Genomic DNA, 19,401 nt, shown 5'->3' with positions numbered 1-19,401 from the left:
ATCCCGCAAGCCGATCCACCCTCGTCATTCCCGCGAAGGCGGGAATCCATTCGCGCCGAGGTTGCGGCTCGATCCGAGAGGCCAGTCAGTCTGGATTCCCGCCTTCGCGGGAATGACGGGTGCTGCGCCGGGAAGGAAAGCGATATGAAGCGCGCGATCGTCTCGTCGGCGCATCTTGCCGATGGCGCCGCCCCGGCGCTGTCGGAGCTCGAATTCAGCCTGACACTGGCCGCCACCGCCTATCAGCGCTGGCTCGCGCGCTGCGCGCTGGCGGCGGGGGCGCAATTGTCGCCGATCGAGGTGCTGATCCTTCACACCGTCCGCCACCGCGACCGCCCCAAAAGGCTCGGCGACATCACGCTCGTGCTCGATATCGAGGACACTCACCTCGCCACTTATGCGATCCGCAAGCTGGAGAAGGCCGGGTTCGTCGAGACGCGGCGGCAGGGCAAGGAGAAGCTGGTCGTCGCGACCGAGGCGGGGGTCGCCTTCTGCGACGCCTATCGCGCGGTGCGCGAGCGGCTGCTCGCCGATGCGGTGGCGCACGAGGGACCGGGCGACACGGCGCTGTCCGACGCCGCCGATCTGCTGCGCCGCATCTCGGGCCAGTACAATCAGGCGGCGCGCGCCGCCGCGACGCTGTAGGGCGCGCGCGATGCTGGTCCTGTCGGGGATCGTCATCATCGTCATCGGCTTCGCGCTGGGGATCAACCCGCTGCTGGTGGTGACGATCGCCGCCTTCGCCAGCGCGCTCGCCGCCGGGCACGGGCCGATCGAGGTGATCGGGATGATCGGCAAGGCGTTCGTCGACGGACGTTTCCTCGCGGTCGCGTGGCTCGCGCTGCCGACGATCGGGCTGCTCGAACGCGCGGGCTTGCGCGATCATGCCCGCGGGCTCGTCCAGCGGCTGCGCGGCGCGACGACCGGGCGCGTGCTGCTCGGCTATCTCGCGCTGCGCCAGCTCACCGCCGCGCTCGGGCTCACCTCGCTCGGCGGGCATGTCCAGATGGTCCGCCCGATCGTCGCGCCGATGGCCGAGGGCGCCGCCGAACGGGGCGACCCGACCGCGCTCGACCCCGAGACGCGCGACACGATCCGCGCCAATGCCGCGGCGGTCGACAATATCGGGCTGTTCTTCGGCGAGGACGTGTTCATCGCGATCGGATCGATCCTGCTGATCCGCGCAGTGCTGGAGCAGAACGGCATCATCGTCGCGCCGCTGCATGTCGCGGTCTGGGCGATCCCGACCGCGATCGCCGCTTTCCTCGTCCACGGCACGCGGCTGTTGCTGTTCGATCGCCGGCTGAAGGCGCGGCGGCCATGATCGGGCTCGACGCGCTGGGGGTCGTTTCGGGGCTGCTTCCCGCCGCGGTCGCGGTGCATCACGCGCTGCATCGCGAGACGCGCGACTGGTGGCGCAGCGCCGCTTTCTGGGCCTTGTTCGCGACGAGCCTGATCGCCGGGCCGTGGCTGCCCGATGTCGCCAACGGGGTGATCGTGCTGGCGATGGTCGCGCTCGCCACCGCGGGATTGCGCCCCGCCCCCGTCCGCACGACCAGCGCGGCGGAACGCGCGGCGACGGCGAAACGGCTCGGCTCGCGGCTGTTCCTCCCTGCCCTGTGCATCCCGGTGGTGACGCTCGCCGGCACCCTGCTCCTCCCCGACGGCAAGGTCGCCGGCGTCGCGCTGATCGACCCCAAGCAAGTGACTCTGGTATCGCTCGCCGCGGGCGCGATCGTCGCGCTGGGCCTTGCGATCCGCCTGACCGCCGCGCCGCGCAGCGCACCCGCCGCCGAGGCGCGCCGCCTGACCGACGCGATCGGCTGGGCGATGATCCTGCCGCAGATGCTCGCCGCGCTCGGCGGGATCTTCGCCGCCGCCAATGTCGGACAATGGATCGCGATGGGCGCGACGACGATCATGCCGCTCGATATCCCGTTCGCCGCGGTCCTCGCTTATTGCCTGGGCATGGCGCTGTTCACGATCGTGATGGGCAATGCCTTCGCCGCTTTCCCGATCATGACCGCGGGGATCGGTCTCCCGTTCCTGATCCATCATTTCGGCGGCAACCCCGCGCCGGTTGCGGCGCTCGGGATGCTCTCGGGCTTTTGCGGGACGCTGATGACCCCGATGGCGGCCAATTTCAACATCGTCCCGGTCGCCGCGCTCGAGCTCAGGGATCGCCACGCGGTGATCCGCGCGCAGATCCCGACCGCACTGATCCTGCTCGGCGTCAATATCGCGATCATGGCGCTGTTCGTCCTTCCCGGAACACCCCGATGACCTACGACCTCACCGCCGACCACGCCGCCCGCTTCGCGCGCATCGCGCTGGGCCACGTCACCCGCGAATACCCGCACAAGGCCGATCATGTGATGACCGGCGACGCGGATGTTTACACCCCGCGCGCGGTCCACCCGATCTTCTACGGCAGCTTCGACTGGCATAGCTGCGTCCACGGTTACTGGCTGCTCGCCCGCGTGCGTCGCCTCTTCCCCGATCTCGCCGAGGCAGCGGCGATCGACGCCTTGTTCGCCGATGCCTTCACCCCCGCGAAGGTCGAGGCGGAGCGCGCCTATCTCGACCGCCCCTCGGCGCGCGGCTTCGAGCGGCCTTATGGGTGGGCGTGGCTGCTGATGCTCGCGGCGGAGCTGGTGCAGGCCGGGTCGCCGCACGCCGCGACCTTGCGCCCGCTCGCCGACGCGTTCGTCGCGCGGTTCCGCGATTTCCTGCCGCTGCTGACCTATCCGGTGCGCGCCGGGCAGCACGCCAATACCGCCTTCGCCCTGGTGCTCGCGGTGCGTTATGCGGAGGTGGCCGGCGACACGGCATTGCGCGGCCTGCTCACCGAGCGCGCGCACGGCTGGTTCGGCGCCGATCGCGACGCGCAGGCGTGGGAGCCGAGCGGCGAGGATTTCCTCTCGCCGATCCTGATGGAAGCGACCGCGATGGCCGCGCTGCTGCCGCGCGCCGCCTTCGCCCAATGGTTCGCCGCCTTCCTGCCGCGCGTCGCGGCGCGCGAGCCCGCTGCGCTGTTCACCCCCGCGACGGTCAGCGACCGCAGCGACGGCAAGATCGCGCATCTCGACGGGCTCAACCTCAGCCGCGCCTGGGCGTTCCGCAGCCTCGCCGCCACGATCGACGCCCCCGAGACGCAGGCGATCCTGCGCGATGCCGCCGATCGCCACCTCGCCGCGTCGCTCGATGCGGTCGCGGGGGATTATATGGGCGAGCATTGGCTGGCGAGTTTCGCGCTGCTCGCGCTGGGCGATCGGCCGGCATTGTCCTGATCCTCTTTGGACCCTAAGGGCCGGGCGAACAGGAGGGACTATCCGATGCGCAAGACCGTCATGATGCTCGCCACCGCCTTCACCGCTCTGGCGGGCACGCCGGCGCTGGCGCAGATCACTCCCGCGATCCCCGAGGGCACCCCGCCCGCCGCGACCCCCAATGCGCCGGTGACCTTCGACGTCGCCGCGGCCAAGGCGCGGATCCAGGCCTCGCTCGACAAGCAATATCCGCATCTCGACGCGCTCTATAAGGATCTCCACCAGCATCCCGAGCTCGGTTTCCAGGAGACGCGCACCGCCGGCCTGCTCGCCGCCGAGATGCGCAAGCTCGGCTTCACCGTCACCGAGGGGGTCGGCAAGACCGGCCTCGTCGCGATCCTCAAGAATGGCGAGGGGCCGACCGTGCTGGTGCGCACCGAGCTCGACGCGCTGCCGATGGAGGAAAAGACCGGGCTTCCCTATGCCAGCCGCGCGCAGCAGCAGAAGGACGGCAAGACCTTCTTCGTCGATCACGCCTGCGGGCATGACAGCCATATGGCGTGGTGGGTCGGCGCCGCGGCCGCGCTCGTCGCGATCAAGGATCAGTGGCACGGCACGTTGATGTTCGTCGGCCAGCCGAGCGAGGAGACGGTGAGCGGCGCCAAGGCGATGATCGCCGACGGGCTGTTCAAGCGCTGGCCCAAGCCCGATTACGGCTTCGCCGCGCATGTCGGGCCGATGCCGCTCGGCCAGGTGATCGTGAAGGACGGGGTGGTCACTTCCGCCTCGGACAAGATCCTGATCACCTTCAACGGCGTCGGCGCGCACGGCTCGATGCCCGACAAGAGCATCGACCCGATCGTGATCGGCAGCCATTTCGTCACCGACGTGCAGAGCGTGATCAGCCGCGAGAAGGATCCCAATGCGTTCGGCGTGGTGACCGTCGGCGCGTTCAACGGCGGGACGGTCGACAATATCATCCCCGACCACGCCGATCTGATGCTCACGCTGCGCTCGCACGACAATGCGACGCGCAAATTGCTGATCGACGGGGTCGAGCGCACCGCGCGCGCGGTGGCGCAGATGGCGCGCGCGCCGGAGCCGGCGATCACGCATCCGTCGGGCACCAATGCGGTGCATAACGACGCAGCGCTGTCGGCGCGCACCGCAGCGGTGATGGCGGCGGCGTTTGGCAAGGATGCGGCCTATGTCCCGCCGACGCTGCCGGGCGGGAACGCCAGCGAGGATTTCTCGGTGTTCATCGACGAGGGCGTGCCCTCGGTATTCTTCGCGGTGGGGGGCTACGATCCGGCGATGATCGCGCGCTACAAGGCCGAGGGGAAGCCGTTGCCGGTCAACCACTCGCCGTTCTTCGCCCCGGTGCCCGAGCCGACGATCAAGCGCGGGGCGGAGACGCTGGCGCTGGCGGTGCTGACGGTGGCGGGGAATGGGGCGGCGCGGAAGTAACAACAATGTGCCACGGGGGCGTGGCCTGGCCCGCCCCCGGCACAGCCGGCCGCACGCGTAACGCAGGTATCGACCGCGCGCGGACGATGTTATGCATCGGCCTCTAGCGGTAAATTCAGCTGCTCGATTGCCGCATGGCCGCCGATTGCGCCTACGGACGGAAAATGGTGCCAGAAGAGCTTTGCTGCAGGGCGCCTAAGCGATTGATTTCACAGTCAAATCATGGACTTGCGACGTCGCCAAGGGCATCAATAGCACGATCTGGATTCGTGGAAAAGGCTGGACGTGAATGGACGGGGCGGTTCGAGTCCTTCTGGGCGTCGGGCCGGTTGGGCTCATGTCCGAAATAGGACTACAAATTTCGGACAGGAAGCGGGTAGGCCGACGCCGTTTCAGCGACTTTTTCCAGCACGAGAGGCGACCTTGAAATCCGTGCCTCATCCACACCCATGATGTATTGCAGGCATATATTTCAATGCTTCACGCGCGACAGCAGAACCCCCTTTCTGACGCAAAGCGGCGCCCATAGATCGCCGGCAGGTTCGCGAGGCTGGAGTGCGCAGAGGGGGATCAGCGTCAGGTGACTGACAGCCTGCGAGAATTCTACGAAAGCCTCAATCAGGAGGAGCGAGCTCTCGCGGCTGAAGTCGCGACCGACCGTCTCGGGCTGCTGATGCGGATCGCCATCAACGAGCTCGACCTCGATTTCGAAGGTGTGGACCTCGGAGCCGAGCCGACGGAGGCCGATCAGGAGCGATCGTACCTCATGCGGATCGGCGTGGCCCGCATCATCAAGCTGGCAATGCAGGCACACGATCGGTTCGATGCACCGACGGTGACGATCCAGCGCGACCTCACCTATTCGGGTGCGGTGCTCTCGCTCATCGGTGTGGCCGGCGCAATCGAGCACGGTCGGCGCGTAGCACAGAGCCTCGCCGCGAAGGGTGCCCGAATTGAGAAGCTGCCTGATCGCTTCCGCATCGTCCTGCCCGCGAAGCTGGCCGATCTCGAGCTGCACGAGCGCGAGCTCGAGCGTCTTCACACCGGGCATCACAGGAGAAGGCTGGCGGAGGGCTACGAAGCGATCGTCGGGCCCAGGATCGGCGACGAGGTCAGATCGCTGCTTACCGATCTCGTCTATCCCTTCGCGACGCACTTCATTGGCTACGAGGCCGATCCCGCGCTGGACTTCTACTTCTTCGGGCACGCCTACAACGACATGCTGCTCGCCAAAGGTTTCGACACCTTCCACTTCTCGACGCTCTTCGGTGGCGTGACATTCGCGAACTACAAGCTCGCGGCGATCTTCATCGTGTCGGTGGCTATGAAGCACCGTGCATTCGTGCGAGCGCTCCTGGACAAGGAGCCGTCGATCAGGATCGAGGACGTCCTCACCGTGTCGGTCGAGACCGCAGGCTTCCTCGAAGGACTGCGAGAGTTCATCAATCAGTTCGGCGAGCGGTTCGAAGGCCATGTGCCGGTGACCGATGACGACGTGGGGATCATCTTCGACGTGCTTTCCGTAAGCAGGCGCAATCTGGCGCTGCTTGATCGGCCGGGAGCACCGATCCCGCCGTTGATCCAGTGCTCCGACGATCACGTCATCAGGCCCCTGGCGGGCGCGACCAGCGATGAGGTCATGCTGTTCCTCCTGAATTCGCTGCAGCACAGCTTTCCGAAGGAGTACGACCGGGCGCAGCGGGCCCGGGAAGGGGTGATGCAGCGATCGGTCGAGAAGGCGATCCGCTCGGTGCTTCCGACGCCGGAATTCCGGGGCAACATCAAGCTGAGGCAGGCCGGCAAGGTTCTGACGGACATCGATCTGGTGATCGTCGAGGCGCCGGGCAACCGCGTGATCCTCACGCAACTGAAGCATCAGGACCCGTACGGCGCCGATTTCGCCACGATGCTGGCGAGGACCGGCCGGCTGAATCAGCAGGTGAGCGAATGGCTTCGCAAGGTGCGTTCATGGCTCGCCGCCGCGAGCACGGCCGAACTTCGCGCGACCTTCCGGCTGCCGTCCGGTTCGGCGAGACCCGAAATCAGCCTGCTTGTTCTCACGCGGCACTACGCGCATTCGCTCCGACAGGTTGTAACCGGTGACGATGCCACCTTCTCCAACTGGAATCAGCTCGTCACGGCGATAGCGCGACTTCAGGAGCGAGCAGGCGATGCCTCGGCAGGCGATCTGATCGAGGAGCTGAGGGCTCTGAGCACGCCGGAACAGGAAGAGCATCTGCCCGAACCGTCCAGCGTCTGGACCGTCGGAAACCTGCGTTTCACGATCGAGCAGGAGCAGGTCTAGGCGCCCTTGCCCGGCTTCCGCTGTCAAACCGGGCCAAAGGGCGCCTTTGCTCATCGAACCGGCGGCGACTTGGCGCCTGACAGGCGCTCGCATGACGGGCCGACGAGGCCCCATGCCGCATCGATGACTTCTTCGAAGGCGAGATCCTTCAGATCCAGCGATGCGGCGTATGCCCGCCATTGCGCCTGCTTGGCGTCGGTCAGCATCGCGTCGGACAGTCCCGGCGGCCTCTCGGCGGGTAGCGCCGTGCCTCGCCGATCGAAGGTCGCGCTGATCGCCGCATCGAGGTCTTCCGGCGCAATCTCCAGGGCTCTCGGAATGGCCCAGAGATCGAAATAGTCCTTCATCCGCCCGTTGACCGCGCCGAGAGCAACCATGGCCTGGAACTTCTCGGCGATGACCGAGGCAGGTGGGTAGATCCGGATTTCTGGCTCCTCCATGCCCAGCATCGACGGATAGGCCATGGTCCGGGCGGCGTCGGCGAGGGCGTCGCCGAACCCGATGTCGATTGTGACGGGTATCCGGCTCCTTTCAAGATAGGCGTCGGCACGCAGCCGTACGCCACCATATTCCATCTCCTCCCTGATGACGGCGGTCCTCAGACTCCGAGTGTCGAAGACAAGCCCATCGTCAGCGTCAATCGACAGGACTCCAGCAAAAACCTCGCGCAGGTGGTCAGGATCGGAGTTCCCGTGACCCAGAAAGTCCGCATCTCTCGTCTCGCGCGAACCGCTTTCGATCCAGAGGGTGACGAGCATGCCTCCCTTCAGAATGAAGGAGCCGCGATGTTCGGATATGGAAAGGCGATAAAACAGCCGTTCGAGGGCATAACGGACGAGCACCACATCATAGGCCCGCCGTTCGGCACGGGCGAGATTCAGCAGCCGCTGCTTGACCGAGGCTGCAATGTTCGCCGGCGCCCTAGCCATTTGACGTGAGTGCCTCGAGATAGGGGCGCATGATGTTCCATGCGTCGCCTGCCATTGCCGCATCTGCGATCGATGCCGGCGTCGCCTTACGCTGATCCAGCGTGGCGCGGAGTGCTTCTACCGCCACGGATCGATCGACCAGCTTTCGATTTCGGAAGACGTCGGCGAGGGTTTTCGGAATCGAGTAGATTGGAACGCGGGTCCCTGAGATCGTGTGATGTTCGATCCCCTGGTGCATGTATCTGTCCCGGAACTCGACGATGCGGATAGGGGGATAGGACGAAGCAGACGGGCTCCAGTCCTTCACGCTGACCGCCATCCAGACCTTGCGCGGCATCTGATCTGTCAGTTCGTGGTATGCCAGCGCGGAGACCATCGCCACGACGCCACGAGGGACTTTCTTCGCCGCCTCTGCCAGTACCTGATGGGTATCGATGTCGCTGTCCGGGCGCTGGTAAAGGCCTCGCGAGATGCGGATGAGTTCACCGGCCGCGACGGCGCGGGAAATGGTTTTTGGATCGATGCCTTCGTTACGAAGCTCGTAGGCGCGCACGATGGGGTGTCTTATCAGCAGCTGCGAAAGCAGGGTGCGCTGGGGTTGCTGCTCTTCATTCATGGCCACATAACCTGGGTCTGGCTGATTTGAGACCCAGGTTATGTGACACACCGGATGCCACATAACCTGGGTTTGAACGAGATGAGACCCAGGTTATGTGACGCACGCGGATGTTTCAATCGATCATTGCTTTTGGCCGAACGAGCGCGCTCTCGTAGGCGATATCATCCGACCGGAGCCACGACACGACATCCTCCAGCGTCGACGCCGCATAGGGCTTCCGAAGACCGCATTCCCAGATGATCGCGGTCCGCCACTCCATCGACTGCAACGTCTCGACGACGCTCCTGTCCCGTTCGACATTGCGTTCAAACTTGCCGCGCCAGAACTCGACGTTGCTGGCCGGTGTCGTGCACCAGTGACATCCCTCATGGCGATGCCAGAAGCAGCCGTGCACGAAGATCGCAGCTCGCCGCGAGGCCAAGGCGATATCAGGCCGCCCGGGAAGCTTCGCTGCGTGCAGCCTGTATCTGAACCCGGCACGATGCAGCGCTTTGCGCAGGAAGGTCTCCGGCCGCGTGTCCGTGCCGCGGATGCCAGACATCATGCGCGACCGCGTCGCCGCATCAACTACGTCGACCATGGAGAGCAGCCTGTCATTTCGCGTCGATGATGGTAATCATCATCCCTTTGCCTGACCTTCGGAAAGCGTGCGAGTCTTGCCAAGATATTCGGTCGTTGACATTTTTGCAGGTCCGGGGGGACTGGCCGAGGGGTTTTCGAGCGTTCCCGGTGCCACCGACGAGCATGCCTTCAGCATCGCCCTGTCGATCGAGAAGGAGACATCGGCGCACGAGACGTTACGTCTCCGCAGCTTCCTGCGCCAGTTCGAGGGTGCGCTTCCAGCTGTCTACTACGACTTCATCAACGGCAAGATCGCGGATCCTGACTGGGCTTCGTTGTATCCGGACGAGTGGAAGGCTGCAGAAAGGGAGGCCTGGAAACTCGAACTCGGCAAGGAGGATCCTGCAGAACGGCTTGACGCGCGACTGGACGCGATTCGCGAGGAGAGCAATGGCAATGTCATCCTGATAGGCGGCCCGCCATGTCAGGCTTACTCGCTCGCTGGCCGTTCGCGCAATGCGGGCAAGGAGGGCTACGTAGCGCTCGAGGACATCAGGCATTTCCTCTACCAGGAATATATCCGGATTCTGGATCGCCTGAACCCCGCCGCCTTCGTCATGGAGAACGTGAAGGGCATGCTGTCCTCGTCGGTCGACGGGGAAAACCGTATCTTCGATCAGGTCCTCCGCGACCTTCGGGGCGAACGCGAAGGCGGGCGGGAATATCGGCTCATCGCACTTGATCCGCGCCGTCGACAGCAGCTTGATCTCGGGCGTTTCGAGCCGCGTGCGCCCGATTTCATAGTGCGTGCCGAGGACTTCGGCGTGCCCCAGGCGCGCCATCGCGTGATAGTGGTCGGGCTGCGCGCCGACCTTGCTGAAGACCTGCCGGATCGGGCGCTGGCTGATCTCATGATCCGACACAATCTGAAGACGACAGTCGGCCATGCCCTGACCGGCATGCCCCGACTGCGGAGCGGTCTCAGCCAGGAGGCAGACGGACCTGATGCCTGGCGCGCCATCGTGCTCGCGGCGATGGCCTTCGTCGCCGAGCTGGAGACCAGTCTGTCCGATGAACAGCACGCTGCCTTCACCGAGCGCGCCAGCGACTATCATCGCCGCTTTGCCGCGCTGAACGATATCCCGGGTCGCGAAGGATTTGGTGTCGGGATTTCCGAAGACTGCCCTGCGGATCTGCGGGACTGGCTGACGGATACCAAGCTGGAAACGCTTCCGAACCATGCGACGCGGAGTCACATGGGCAGCGATCTTGCACGCTATTTCTTTGCTGCCGTCTTCGCCGAGGTCACAGGCAAGTCACCGAAGGCGTCAGACTTTCCGGAGGAGCTGGCGCCGGCGCACGAAAACTGGACCTCTGGCAATTTCGCCGACCGTTTCAGGGTTCAGCTTGCCACCGGTCCTTCGACCACGGTCACGAGCCATATCTCCAAGGATGGCCACTATTTCATCCATCCAGATCCGCTGCAATGCCGGAGCCTCACGGTCAGGGAAGCTGCGCGGCTGCAGACCTTCCCCGACAACTATCTGTTCAAAGGGAACCGCACACAGCAGTACACACAGGTCGGCAACGCGGTGCCACCTCTGCTCGCGCGATGGATCGGTGAGGCTCTCTACGCGCTGCTCACCGCGAACCGCGACGAAACCGCGGATGTAGGCGAACAACCTCTTCTTACGCGGACTGGCTGAGCCGGAACCATCTTCTTCGCCAGCATGATCGAGAGCCCTTCAAGTAATTCAATCTGGCGGGAATACGGCTTGTCGCTCCGTCCCACGCTGTGCACAACAGGTCGGAGCGGGACTCGAACTCGACGGCTTGGGGGGAGCTTGATGCCATCAGCCACACAGACGGAGGCGTTTGCCAGACAGCTGCGCGCGCGCCTCGCAACGGCAGTTGATGTCGATGACGCCGCTCGCCTGGTCCGCGCTGATCTCGAGCCGATCCTCGGCGCCTTTTCGCAGGAGCAGGAGGAAGACTTCGCTGCTGCGATAGACAGCGTCAGAGCCACGATCCGTCCCGTGGAAATCCTGCGCGTCAATTCCATGTTTCGCGTCCGCCAGCAGTGGTATCGCGGTCCTGCGGAGGGCGACCGGCACTGGCCGGCGCTGCGCTCCTACCTCGTGGATTCCAAGGGCTGGTCGGCGGACACGGTCGACGAGCGCATCGGTGCCGCTTCCAACGAGATCGTCTCGCTGCTCGAAAATCCAGCGACCGACAGCTTCGCCTGTCGAGGCCTTGTGATCGGCCATGTCCAGTCGGGCAAGACGGCCAACATGACGGCGGTCATCGCGAAGGCGGTCGACGCAGGCTATAATCTGGTCATCATCCTCGCCGGTCTGACAAACAAGCTGCGCAGGCAGACCCAGAGTCGGATGCGCAAGGATCTGGTCGATCGACTGCGCGACCGATGGGAGCTTCGGACCACCGAGGACGATCAAGGCGATTTCAGGATGCCGCCGAATGGCGGCTTTCCCGCCCCGGCTGAGGGGGTTGTGCAGCTTGCCGTCGTCAAGAAGAACGTGGCGCCGCTCGGTCAGCTTCTTGCGACGCTCGATCGTACGCTGCCAGCCGTGCTCCGCAGGCTCCGCGTTCTCATCATCGACGACGAATGTGATCAGGCCAGCGTCAACACCGCTTCGGGCGAGTATGACATGACCCGGATCAACGAGAACATCCGGCTCATCCTGAAGAAGTTTCCGGCAAATTCCTATGTCGGCTACACCGCGACACCTTTTGCGAATGTTCTGATCAACCCGTTCCCGGTCAACGGCGGCGAGCTCGACGATCTCTATCCGAAGGACTTCATCACCGCTCTACCGACACCGGACGGCTATTTTGGCACGGAGCGGCTGTTTGGCCGGCCGCCTGCCGATGCCGAGGCTCCTCTTCCGGACGAAGAGGGTCTCGACATGATCCGCGACATTGCGGAGGACGATACTGCGCTGCTTCAACCGCCGAGCCGGGCGGAAAAGGATGCCTTTCAGCCGCGCATGCCGTCCTCGCTCGAGGACGCCGTTCTCTACTTTCTCGCATCCTGCGCCGCGCGCCGCTTTCGAGGCCAGGCCGACAGCCACATGTCGATGCTGATCCATACCTCTGCCTACGTGATCATGCATGATCGACTTGCGACGCTGGTCAAGGCGTGGCTGGAGGTCGTCGGCAAGCAGCTGCTGGATTCCTCATCTCCGCTGTGCCAGCGGATGCTGGCCTTCTGGGATGCAGAGCAGCTCAGGATTCCCGCGGGTGTTTGTCCTCATCCGCATGTCACCTCCGAAGAGCTGATGCCCTTCATGCCGGCGGTGCTGGGAGCGCTTGAAGTGCCCGTCGAAAACGGCGTCAGCGAAGATCGCATCGACTATGACGGTCCCCCGAAGACCTACATCGTCGTTGGCGGATCGATCCTTGCCCGCGGACTTACGATCGAAGGTCTGTGCGTCAGCTATTTCCTGCGCACCTCCAGCCAGTACGACACGCTGCTGCAGATGGGCCGCTGGTTCGGATATCGTCCGGACTATGAGGACATGCCGCGGATCTGGATGACCGAGGCGCTGTCGACCGCGTTCCGCTCACTTGCCCTCATCGAGGCGGAAATCCGGGATGACGTCGCCGAATATGCCGTCCGCCACAATACCCCGATGGAGTTTGCCGTCCGCGTCCGCTCCATACCGGGCATGGCGATCACTGCTGCAAGCAAGATGCGAGCAGCGGTGCTGACCGACGTCAGCTACGCCGGAAAGCACGTGCAGACGATCCGTTTCGATCATCACGATCCGCGAATCGTGCAGGCGAACTGGACCGCGGCTGCACATCTCATGACCCAGGCGACAGACCTTGGTCTTCGATCGGCCGACCCCTCGCAGGTCCTGTTCGAAGGCGTTCCCGGCAGGCTGATCGTTCAGTTCCTGCGCGCCTATTCCGTGCAGGCATCGCACCGCGAGCTGTCGGCAGACTTCCTGCTCGGCTATCTTGATGCATCCGGTGACAGCCAGAAGACCTGGAGCGTCGGTGTCATCGAGCCTCGAATCGGCACCGCCTCTGACGAGCCACTCGGTGGCCTGGGGCCTGTCCGACTGTCCACAAGAAGCCGCCTGAACCGGCCGGAAGACTTCGCCGATATCAAGGCCTTGATGTCCAAACGCGACGTCCTGTTCGACTGCGGCGAGGCAGGTGATGGCGTTCCGGACGCGGACTGGAGCGCGCTGAAGGCGGCGCGCGCCGGGATCGTTGGACCTGTTCCGATGCTCCTGCTGTATCCGATTGATCGAGCATCACAGCCTCGGCCAGGCTCGACCGAGCGCTCTCCGCTTGATGCGGTCGGTGACCTCGTAGGCTTCGGGATAGTCTTCCCCGGCGCGGCCGAGGGAGCGGGCGGATACTACAGCGTTCGCCTGGAGCCCCCGTCAGCGGATGATCTCGAGGAGATCGAAGACGAGATTGCGGAACAGCTTGAGGCCGGGCGTGCCCGCTGAAGCGTCAGTCGATCACTGGGAAATGCTTCGGCGCGGCGGGCAGGCGTCGACGGCACTGGAGATACCTAGCATCGACACAGGGGTAGACACCGGATCAGGTTCGGTACGCCTAGCTCTCGGCAATGCGGGCGAGCTCAGGCTCCTGCTTCCCGTCCGGCAGAGCGAGAGGATAGCAGAGACGCCATCAAGTGATGCTCTTGGCATCGGCGTGGCGACCTACACGCTGGGTGGCACTCCTATCCGATATCTCGACATGACCTGCCTGGTCGGTGCCCTCGACGGCGTGTTCGCCGACGTCGCAGACGAGATCATGGACAGGATCGTCGGCGGTGCGTCCCCTGTGGAGGCATGTCGCACCACGATCGAGGATTTCCGCTCTCTGCTGATCATGCCGTCTGCTGAAGTCTCGATCGAGGAGATCCGGGGCCTGATCGGCGAACTGCTGATGCTGCGTACATTGCTTGACCTTGATCCGACGGCGTGGAGGCTCTGGCGCGGTCCGCTTCGCGAGCGCCACGACTTCCGCGGTGGAACCGTCGCAGCGGAAGTGAAGACGACCAGTCGATCGGCCACGCGCAGCGTGCCGATTTCAGCTGTGGATCAGCTTCTGCCACCGATGGGAGGCTCGTTGACACTCGCGGTGTTTCAGCTGGCGGAAACGGCAGGTGGTGACATCTCGGTCGCGAGAGTTGCAGCCGACGTCATGCGCGCTGCCTCCGACAGGCAGGAAGTCGCGCGCCTTGTCTCCGGCTATGGCTGTACCGATCCCGAATCCCGAGAATGGAACCGATGCCGGTTTCGACTGGAAGATGAAGATCACTATCTGGTCGACACTCGGTTTCCACGGGTCGTTCCCGATAGCTTTGCAGGAGGAGTCGTCCCTAGCGGTGTCGAACAGATATCCTACGTCGTGAACCTCAGCGCGGCGGAACATTGCCGGCTGAGCAAAGAGGGAGTCGAAGCCCGAAATGTGGAGCTGGTGGCATGCCTCGAGCACCGCTGACGCTTCACTCTGAGGCGTACTCGGCGTCAGGCAATCTGGCGGCCGACGGCTACCGCAAGCTCCTCGGCGCGCCCTCCATCGATCTTGTGCAGACGGTCGTGCGAGAGGCCGTCCAGAACAGTTGCGACGCGGCGCTCTCGGATGGCGGCGCGGAGGTTCACTTCCGTGTGAGAGCTCTTCAGCAGGCCGAGCTCGAAGCACTTCGCGATACCGTTCTGGCGGATCGACCGCTCGACGAAAGCGCGGCAGGCCCGCTCGAAGCCTTTCTGTCGAGTGAGACCCCGCATGTTCTGGAAATATGCGATTTCGGGACGGCCGGACTGGCGGGTCCAACGCGCGCGGATGTGGCGGCGACGGAGGGCGAGCCGACCGACTTTGTCGACTTTCTCAGGAATGTCGGTTCCCGACGGAACACGACGCATGGCGGCGGGACGTACGGCTACGGGAAGACCTCGCTGTATCTCGCCAGCCGATGCTCGACGATCGTCATCGACAGCCAGACCACCAATGCAGGAGCACCTCGGCGCCGGCTCATGGCGGCTCAGCTGGGCTCTGCATTCAGCGCGAATGACGCCGACGGCATTCGACGCCGTTTCACCGGTCGACACTGGTGGGGACAGCGATCCGGTGATGACGAATATGTCGACCCGGTCGAAGGAGACGATGCAGCCGACCTCGCCGGCGCTCTCGGCTTCCCGAACAGGTCGCCGGAACATAGCGGCACATCGATCATGATCCTCGATCCGCTGTTCGTGGAGGAGGACCGCGAGCGCGCGATCGATCTGATTGAAGAGGCCCTTCTGTGGTTCTTCTGGCCTCGATTGCTGGAGGGCACGCCTGAAAGCAAGAAGATGCACTTTCGCATCTTCGTGGACGGCGAGGAGCGCATGCTGCCTCGGCCCGAGGATTTCCCGCCGCTCGATCTCTTTGCTCGCGCGATGAAGAATCTGCGCTCCGATCCTCCGGGCGGCGACATCGTGAAATCGTTTCGGCCGAAGCGCGATCTGGGGCGCTTGAGCTTCGCTCGCGGCCTCCGTGCCGATCGCGTTGCGCCTGCCGGCCGCGAGGACAGCCTGTTTCCCGAGCGCTGCGCGGCAATTGCGGTCATGCGGCCGGTAGAGCTGGTCGTCCGATATTTCTCGGGGACCCAGATCGCAGATGACCGCTTCGAATGGGCCGGTGTCTTTGTAGCTTCGAACGATGATGCCGTCGAAGAAGCCTTCGCGATGGCAGAGCCCCCAGCTCATGATGACTGGCAGTATGAGGCGCTCTCCGACAAGGCAGCTCGCAGCATCGTCAAGATCGCAGTGGATCGCATCCGGGCAGCCGCGCTGGAATATGCAAACCCGACCTCGACGCCCGCTCCGGACGGAGACAAGGGGCCGTCGCTTGCGGGTATTGCCGGACTTTTCGGCAGAGCACTGGAGGGCGATGGCGAAGGAGCCGGACCGCGTCGACCGGGGCCAGGCGGCGGCGGCGGTCGTACGGGGCCGTCAGTTACGCGTCCCACGTTCGTCCGGCTGGAACTGGGTGAAGCCGGACCTGTCGGTGTCTTCGAACTCGCGGTTCGTGGTGAAGGGCCGGCGCTCTCGCTCCACCTTGATCCGCTGCTGGTCATGGATGGCGGAACGGCATCGGAATATTCGACTGCCGCGCGCCCGACCGTCACCCGCGTTGTCGACGAGGACGGAGAAGAGCTCGCGATCGATGGACCTGTGATCATCGGCGACCGTCGGGGGAGGTTCGAGGTCTCGGTTGCCATGCCGGCAGACTGTGCCGTGACGATAAACGCGCGCATAAGCTCTGACGAGACCGTCTGATGGGACGGATTGCTTTTCCGTTCCTGACCCTGGATCAGACCGCGATCAGCCCGGAGCCCTGGGTGCTGCTCGATGGCGGCCTAGAGACACCTATCGGGGACGCGTGGCTGCCCGACTGGGACGCCGCGAGAGACCTTCGTCTCCGACGCCTCGTGACAACCGATCTCGATCGCGCCGCTGATCTGCTTTCGATGCCGATCGATGATGGTGTGCTCGAGCTCGTCACCCGGATCGGAACTGGTATCGGCAACATGCCGCGTCGGATCATTGCGACTTCGAAGCTGCCGTTGACGCGGATGGAACCGACAATTGTCATCGACGAGGTGGTGCCCGGTCACAGCCTCTCGCAGAGACTGCTCGTCGACACTCTCGTCATTCTGCGCCAGCCGCGCGAGGGGTCACCGCTGTCGCCCGACCTTGCCGGATCGAAGCTGTGGTCGGATCAGCTCGATCTCCGCCTGGAAGGCGAGGAGCCGCGTTTTCCCATGGAGGCCGTCAGCTTTCTGGAGCGCTTTGCCGGCCGGCCCGAGGCCTATGCCCCATGGCTGCTGCACTGGACACCAGGCAACCTGCATCGCGATTTCGGCGGAAGCGTACGCCTGTATCTCAACAGGGACCGTGCCGATGTGACTGATCGGCTGCTTGCAGGCGATCGCGCCACTACCCAGGTGGTCCTCGCCGATGTCATGACCCAGATCATTTCTGTTTCGCTGCGCCAAAACGATTTCGAACGGCTCGCCGAGGAGGCCGATCCATGCTCGATCGCCGGACGGGCAGCCCACTGGATTGGCCTCGCCTTTCCCGGACAGGACATTGCCGCAGTCCGCAGCATGATCGATCTTCGCCCGTCCGCATTCCATGCCGGAATTCTGGCCGCGGCGGACATCGTCAGTCTGGAGGACGGCGCGTGATCGTGCAGCTTTTTCCCAGGCTGGATCGACTGGCTGTCGACGCGCTTCTGTCCACGCGCGCCGACGACACGGTGTGTCCGGAACCCGTTGTCGATGCAGACAGCTTTCCCGTCGAGACCCGATACGCTGCAAGTGGCGGCAGTCCGATCAGGCATGAGATCCTCATCGCTATTCGCGCTGGCCTCGAAGAGATCGCGGTTGGCTGCGGATTCCCTGACCGCGGAAGCGCAGCCGATCGCGCGCGGTTCGATGAGCGCGCGTCCGCCTTTCTTGCCCAGCGGAACGAGCTTGATGGCGGCGAGGCTCTGCGCGACGACGTATGGGCATTTCTCGCGTGTGTAGTTCTTCCTGATCTGGTCGCTTGGCGATTTGCAGATCGACCTGCCGAGCGTTTCCACGGCGGCGTGCGCAACACATTCCAGCGGCTGTGGATGCGAGGCTGCATACTGGATCGAGGCGCCTCGGCAGAGAGACGCTGGGAGCTGCTCGGCGCGCTCACCGAGGACGCGCTGGTCCAGATTACGGAACGCCCGTCGGTTGGAAACGATGCCCGTCTGGCGCGAGCGCTGGCCGAAGGCTGGTTGCGTGCATCGCAGCGTCTCGGTCGATCGGCCATGGAAGACGCCATGCGCGAGGCCGTGATCCGGCTGAGGCTTCGTAACCAGGTCCAGCTCCTGTCCGCGCTCGATGATCAGGAGCTTGAAAAAGCGGTCGACGCGTTCTTTGCGCAGTCGTCCACCGCTGATGAGCCTCGGCGTCGATCGTGGGCAGCCCGAGAGGACTGAAAGCGATGGCGCTACTTCCAAAGAAGTTCACTGTCAGTGCGGTCGCCGCCACCTGGCCTGGCAAGAAGCTCCCACCGCGATTCCCCGTTCATCCTCGGACCTATGAAAGCGACATCGCGGAGGTTCTGCTCCTGATCGGGCGCCTGACGACGCCGGTGCTCGCATCGGGCGCTTCGCTTGCAGAATTCTGGGCATATGCGCGCTACATCTTTGCCTGGCGCAACGAGGATCAGCTGACCCTGACCCCAGAGTTTGCCGAGCTCGATGCTCATCAGAAAACGATACTCAGCGACGACATCGGGATGGGGCTTCCGATCCACTGGATAAGCAGGCGCATGAACCTGATTGGTATCTGCGACGGCCGGTACTTCATTGAACGCTATCTGGCGACCTATGGCGGGACATACACGGGGAAAGCCGCCAAACGAGGTCCAGGCAAGGCACCAGATTTCATCTGCGTCAGCCGAAATGGAAAATTTCACGTCGTCGAATGCAAAGGCACACAGACCTCCACTGCCTACCGTGACGACCAGCTTGGCCTGCCAACCGACAAAGGTCTTCGGGGCGGCAGAGCACAGAAACGGACCGTTACATTTCCAACCCATGTTGCTGGAGAAAGGCTCGCCTGCGGTACTTTCATCTCGAGCGATCTCAATGAACGTTCGTCGCTGAAAATCATCGATCCGGAGGATCCGCCTCTGGTGGAAGTCGGCGACGAGAATGCGCCGATGGCATTTGACCCCATTGCTCGGGGCACACTGGCACAGATGCTGCGCGCCTCCGGGTTCCCACTTGCGGCAAATCTTGCGGCCTTTCCTGAAGGCCGCCCGCGTGGGATCGAAGGTGAGCGATACGTATTTGCACCGATAGAGGAGCGAGCCGAACGCTTTCAGGAGGCGCGCGAGGAAATGGCGGGACGACCCCGCGCCGAGGATCTCACAAGCGATCGCGGGCCGCTTGTCGGACGGCGCACTGTCATCGAATTGCCCGCGCCGCTCCTGCTCAATGACAGGCTCGTCCGCCGCTTGGAGCTCCGGCAGGGGATCAGCCCCGAGCTTCTGTCTGACGACGCCGTAACGCTGATGGAAGAACGCATAATCGAGCGAAAGGAAGACCCAGGTATTCTCGCTCCGACGAAGTTCGAGAGCGATACGGACGAGGTGGTAATGAATGTCGGAAAGCTGTTCCGAAGCGAGCTGAAGCTTCTCTACTGATTGCTGCGGGGAGCAGCCAAACGACGGTTTG

Annotated in this window: 16 protein-coding genes; 13 read left to right on the top strand and 3 right to left on the bottom strand. The window is 64.1% G+C overall.

Going from position 1 to position 19,401, the window contains the following annotated elements; translation table 11 throughout:
* Positions 1-144: 144 nt before the first annotated feature.
* From NED98_RS13875 to NED98_RS13850, 6 genes are all read left to right on the top strand, one after another.
* Positions 145-645 carry a winged helix DNA-binding protein gene (locus NED98_RS13875; RefSeq protein WP_179512812.1) on the top strand — a complete coding sequence of 167 codons (501 nt, stop codon included), beginning with the start codon at positions 145-147 and terminating at the stop codon, positions 643-645.
* 10 nt (positions 646-655) lie between these two features.
* A complete protein-coding gene (locus NED98_RS13870) occupies positions 656-1,324 on the top strand; it encodes a DUF969 domain-containing protein (RefSeq protein ID WP_265313430.1) in 669 nt (222 codons plus the stop codon).
* The gene (locus NED98_RS13865) at positions 1,321-2,283 is read left to right on the top strand and encodes a DUF979 domain-containing protein (protein ID WP_265313429.1); all 963 of its coding nucleotides are present in this window, start codon (positions 1,321-1,323) and stop codon (positions 2,281-2,283) included. The genes NED98_RS13870 and NED98_RS13865 overlap by 4 nt, the downstream gene beginning before the upstream one ends.
* The gene (locus tag NED98_RS13860; protein ID WP_265313428.1) at positions 2,280-3,290 is read left to right on the top strand and encodes a DUF2891 domain-containing protein; all 1,011 of its coding nucleotides are present in this window, start codon (positions 2,280-2,282) and stop codon (positions 3,288-3,290) included. The genes NED98_RS13865 and NED98_RS13860 overlap by 4 nt, the downstream gene beginning before the upstream one ends.
* 45 nt (positions 3,291-3,335) lie before the next feature.
* The gene (locus tag NED98_RS13855; protein ID WP_265313427.1) at positions 3,336-4,736 is read left to right on the top strand and encodes an amidohydrolase; all 1,401 of its coding nucleotides are present in this window, start codon (positions 3,336-3,338) and stop codon (positions 4,734-4,736) included.
* A 580-nt stretch (positions 4,737-5,316) separates the two neighbouring features.
* Complete coding sequence (locus tag NED98_RS13850; protein WP_265313426.1) at positions 5,317-7,041, top strand: hypothetical protein; 1,725 nt, start codon at positions 5,317-5,319, stop codon at positions 7,039-7,041.
* A 50-nt stretch (positions 7,042-7,091) separates the two neighbouring features.
* On the opposite strand, the gene NED98_RS13845 is transcribed toward NED98_RS13850, so the two are convergent.
* From NED98_RS13845 to NED98_RS13835, 3 genes are all read right to left on the bottom strand, one after another.
* Positions 7,092-7,970 carry a nucleotidyl transferase AbiEii/AbiGii toxin family protein gene (locus tag NED98_RS13845; protein WP_265313425.1) on the bottom strand — a complete coding sequence of 293 codons (879 nt, stop codon included), beginning with the start codon at positions 7,968-7,970 and terminating at the stop codon, positions 7,092-7,094.
* On the bottom strand, positions 7,963-8,586 hold the full coding sequence (locus tag NED98_RS13840; protein ID WP_265313424.1) for a type IV toxin-antitoxin system AbiEi family antitoxin domain-containing protein: 624 nt from the start codon (positions 8,584-8,586) through the stop codon (positions 7,963-7,965). Before NED98_RS13840 ends, NED98_RS13845 begins: the two co-directional genes overlap by 8 nt.
* A 115-nt stretch (positions 8,587-8,701) precedes the next feature.
* On the bottom strand, positions 8,702-9,169 hold the full coding sequence (locus NED98_RS13835; RefSeq protein ID WP_265313423.1) for a very short patch repair endonuclease: 468 nt from the start codon (positions 9,167-9,169) through the stop codon (positions 8,702-8,704).
* 76 nt (positions 9,170-9,245) lie between these two features.
* Here NED98_RS13835 and NED98_RS13830 point away from each other — a divergent pair, with 76 nt between their 5' ends.
* The 7 genes from NED98_RS13830 (at position 9,246) to NED98_RS13800 (ending at position 19,370) form a co-directional block, all read left to right on the top strand.
* Positions 9,246-10,856, top strand: coding sequence for a DNA cytosine methyltransferase (locus tag NED98_RS13830; RefSeq protein WP_265313422.1), 1,611 nt, complete (start codon positions 9,246-9,248; stop codon positions 10,854-10,856).
* A 141-nt stretch (positions 10,857-10,997) separates the two neighbouring features.
* Entirely contained in the window at positions 10,998-13,637 is a 2,640-nt protein-coding gene (locus NED98_RS13825) for a Z1 domain-containing protein (RefSeq protein ID WP_265313421.1), read from the top strand.
* Positions 13,576-14,640 (top strand): PD-(D/E)XK motif protein, encoded by a 1,065-nt coding sequence (locus NED98_RS13820; RefSeq protein WP_349293266.1) that lies wholly within the window; start codon positions 13,576-13,578, stop codon positions 14,638-14,640. Before NED98_RS13825 ends, NED98_RS13820 begins: the two co-directional genes overlap by 62 nt.
* Complete coding sequence (locus NED98_RS13815; RefSeq protein WP_265313420.1) at positions 14,622-16,460, top strand: hypothetical protein; 1,839 nt, start codon at positions 14,622-14,624, stop codon at positions 16,458-16,460. The genes NED98_RS13820 and NED98_RS13815 overlap by 19 nt, the downstream gene beginning before the upstream one ends.
* Complete coding sequence (locus NED98_RS13810) at positions 16,460-17,371, top strand: hypothetical protein (RefSeq protein WP_265313419.1); 912 nt, start codon at positions 16,460-16,462, stop codon at positions 17,369-17,371. Before NED98_RS13815 ends, NED98_RS13810 begins: the two co-directional genes overlap by 1 nt.
* Positions 17,368-18,156, top strand: a complete 789-nt coding sequence (locus NED98_RS13805; RefSeq protein WP_265313418.1) for a DUF6339 family protein — start codon at positions 17,368-17,370, stop codon at positions 18,154-18,156. Before NED98_RS13810 ends, NED98_RS13805 begins: the two co-directional genes overlap by 4 nt.
* 5 nt (positions 18,157-18,161) lie before the next feature.
* Positions 18,162-19,370, top strand: coding sequence for a hypothetical protein (locus NED98_RS13800; protein ID WP_265313417.1), 1,209 nt, complete (start codon positions 18,162-18,164; stop codon positions 19,368-19,370).
* The last annotated feature ends 31 nt before the right edge of the window (positions 19,371-19,401 follow it).

This window comes from Sphingomonas lycopersici (genome assembly GCF_026130605.1).
In the GTDB taxonomy this organism is placed as follows: domain Bacteria; phylum Pseudomonadota; class Alphaproteobacteria; order Sphingomonadales; family Sphingomonadaceae; genus Sphingomonas; species Sphingomonas lycopersici.
Note: the sequence above shows the minus strand (reverse complement) of the source record. Positions and strands in the feature narration are given on the sequence as shown.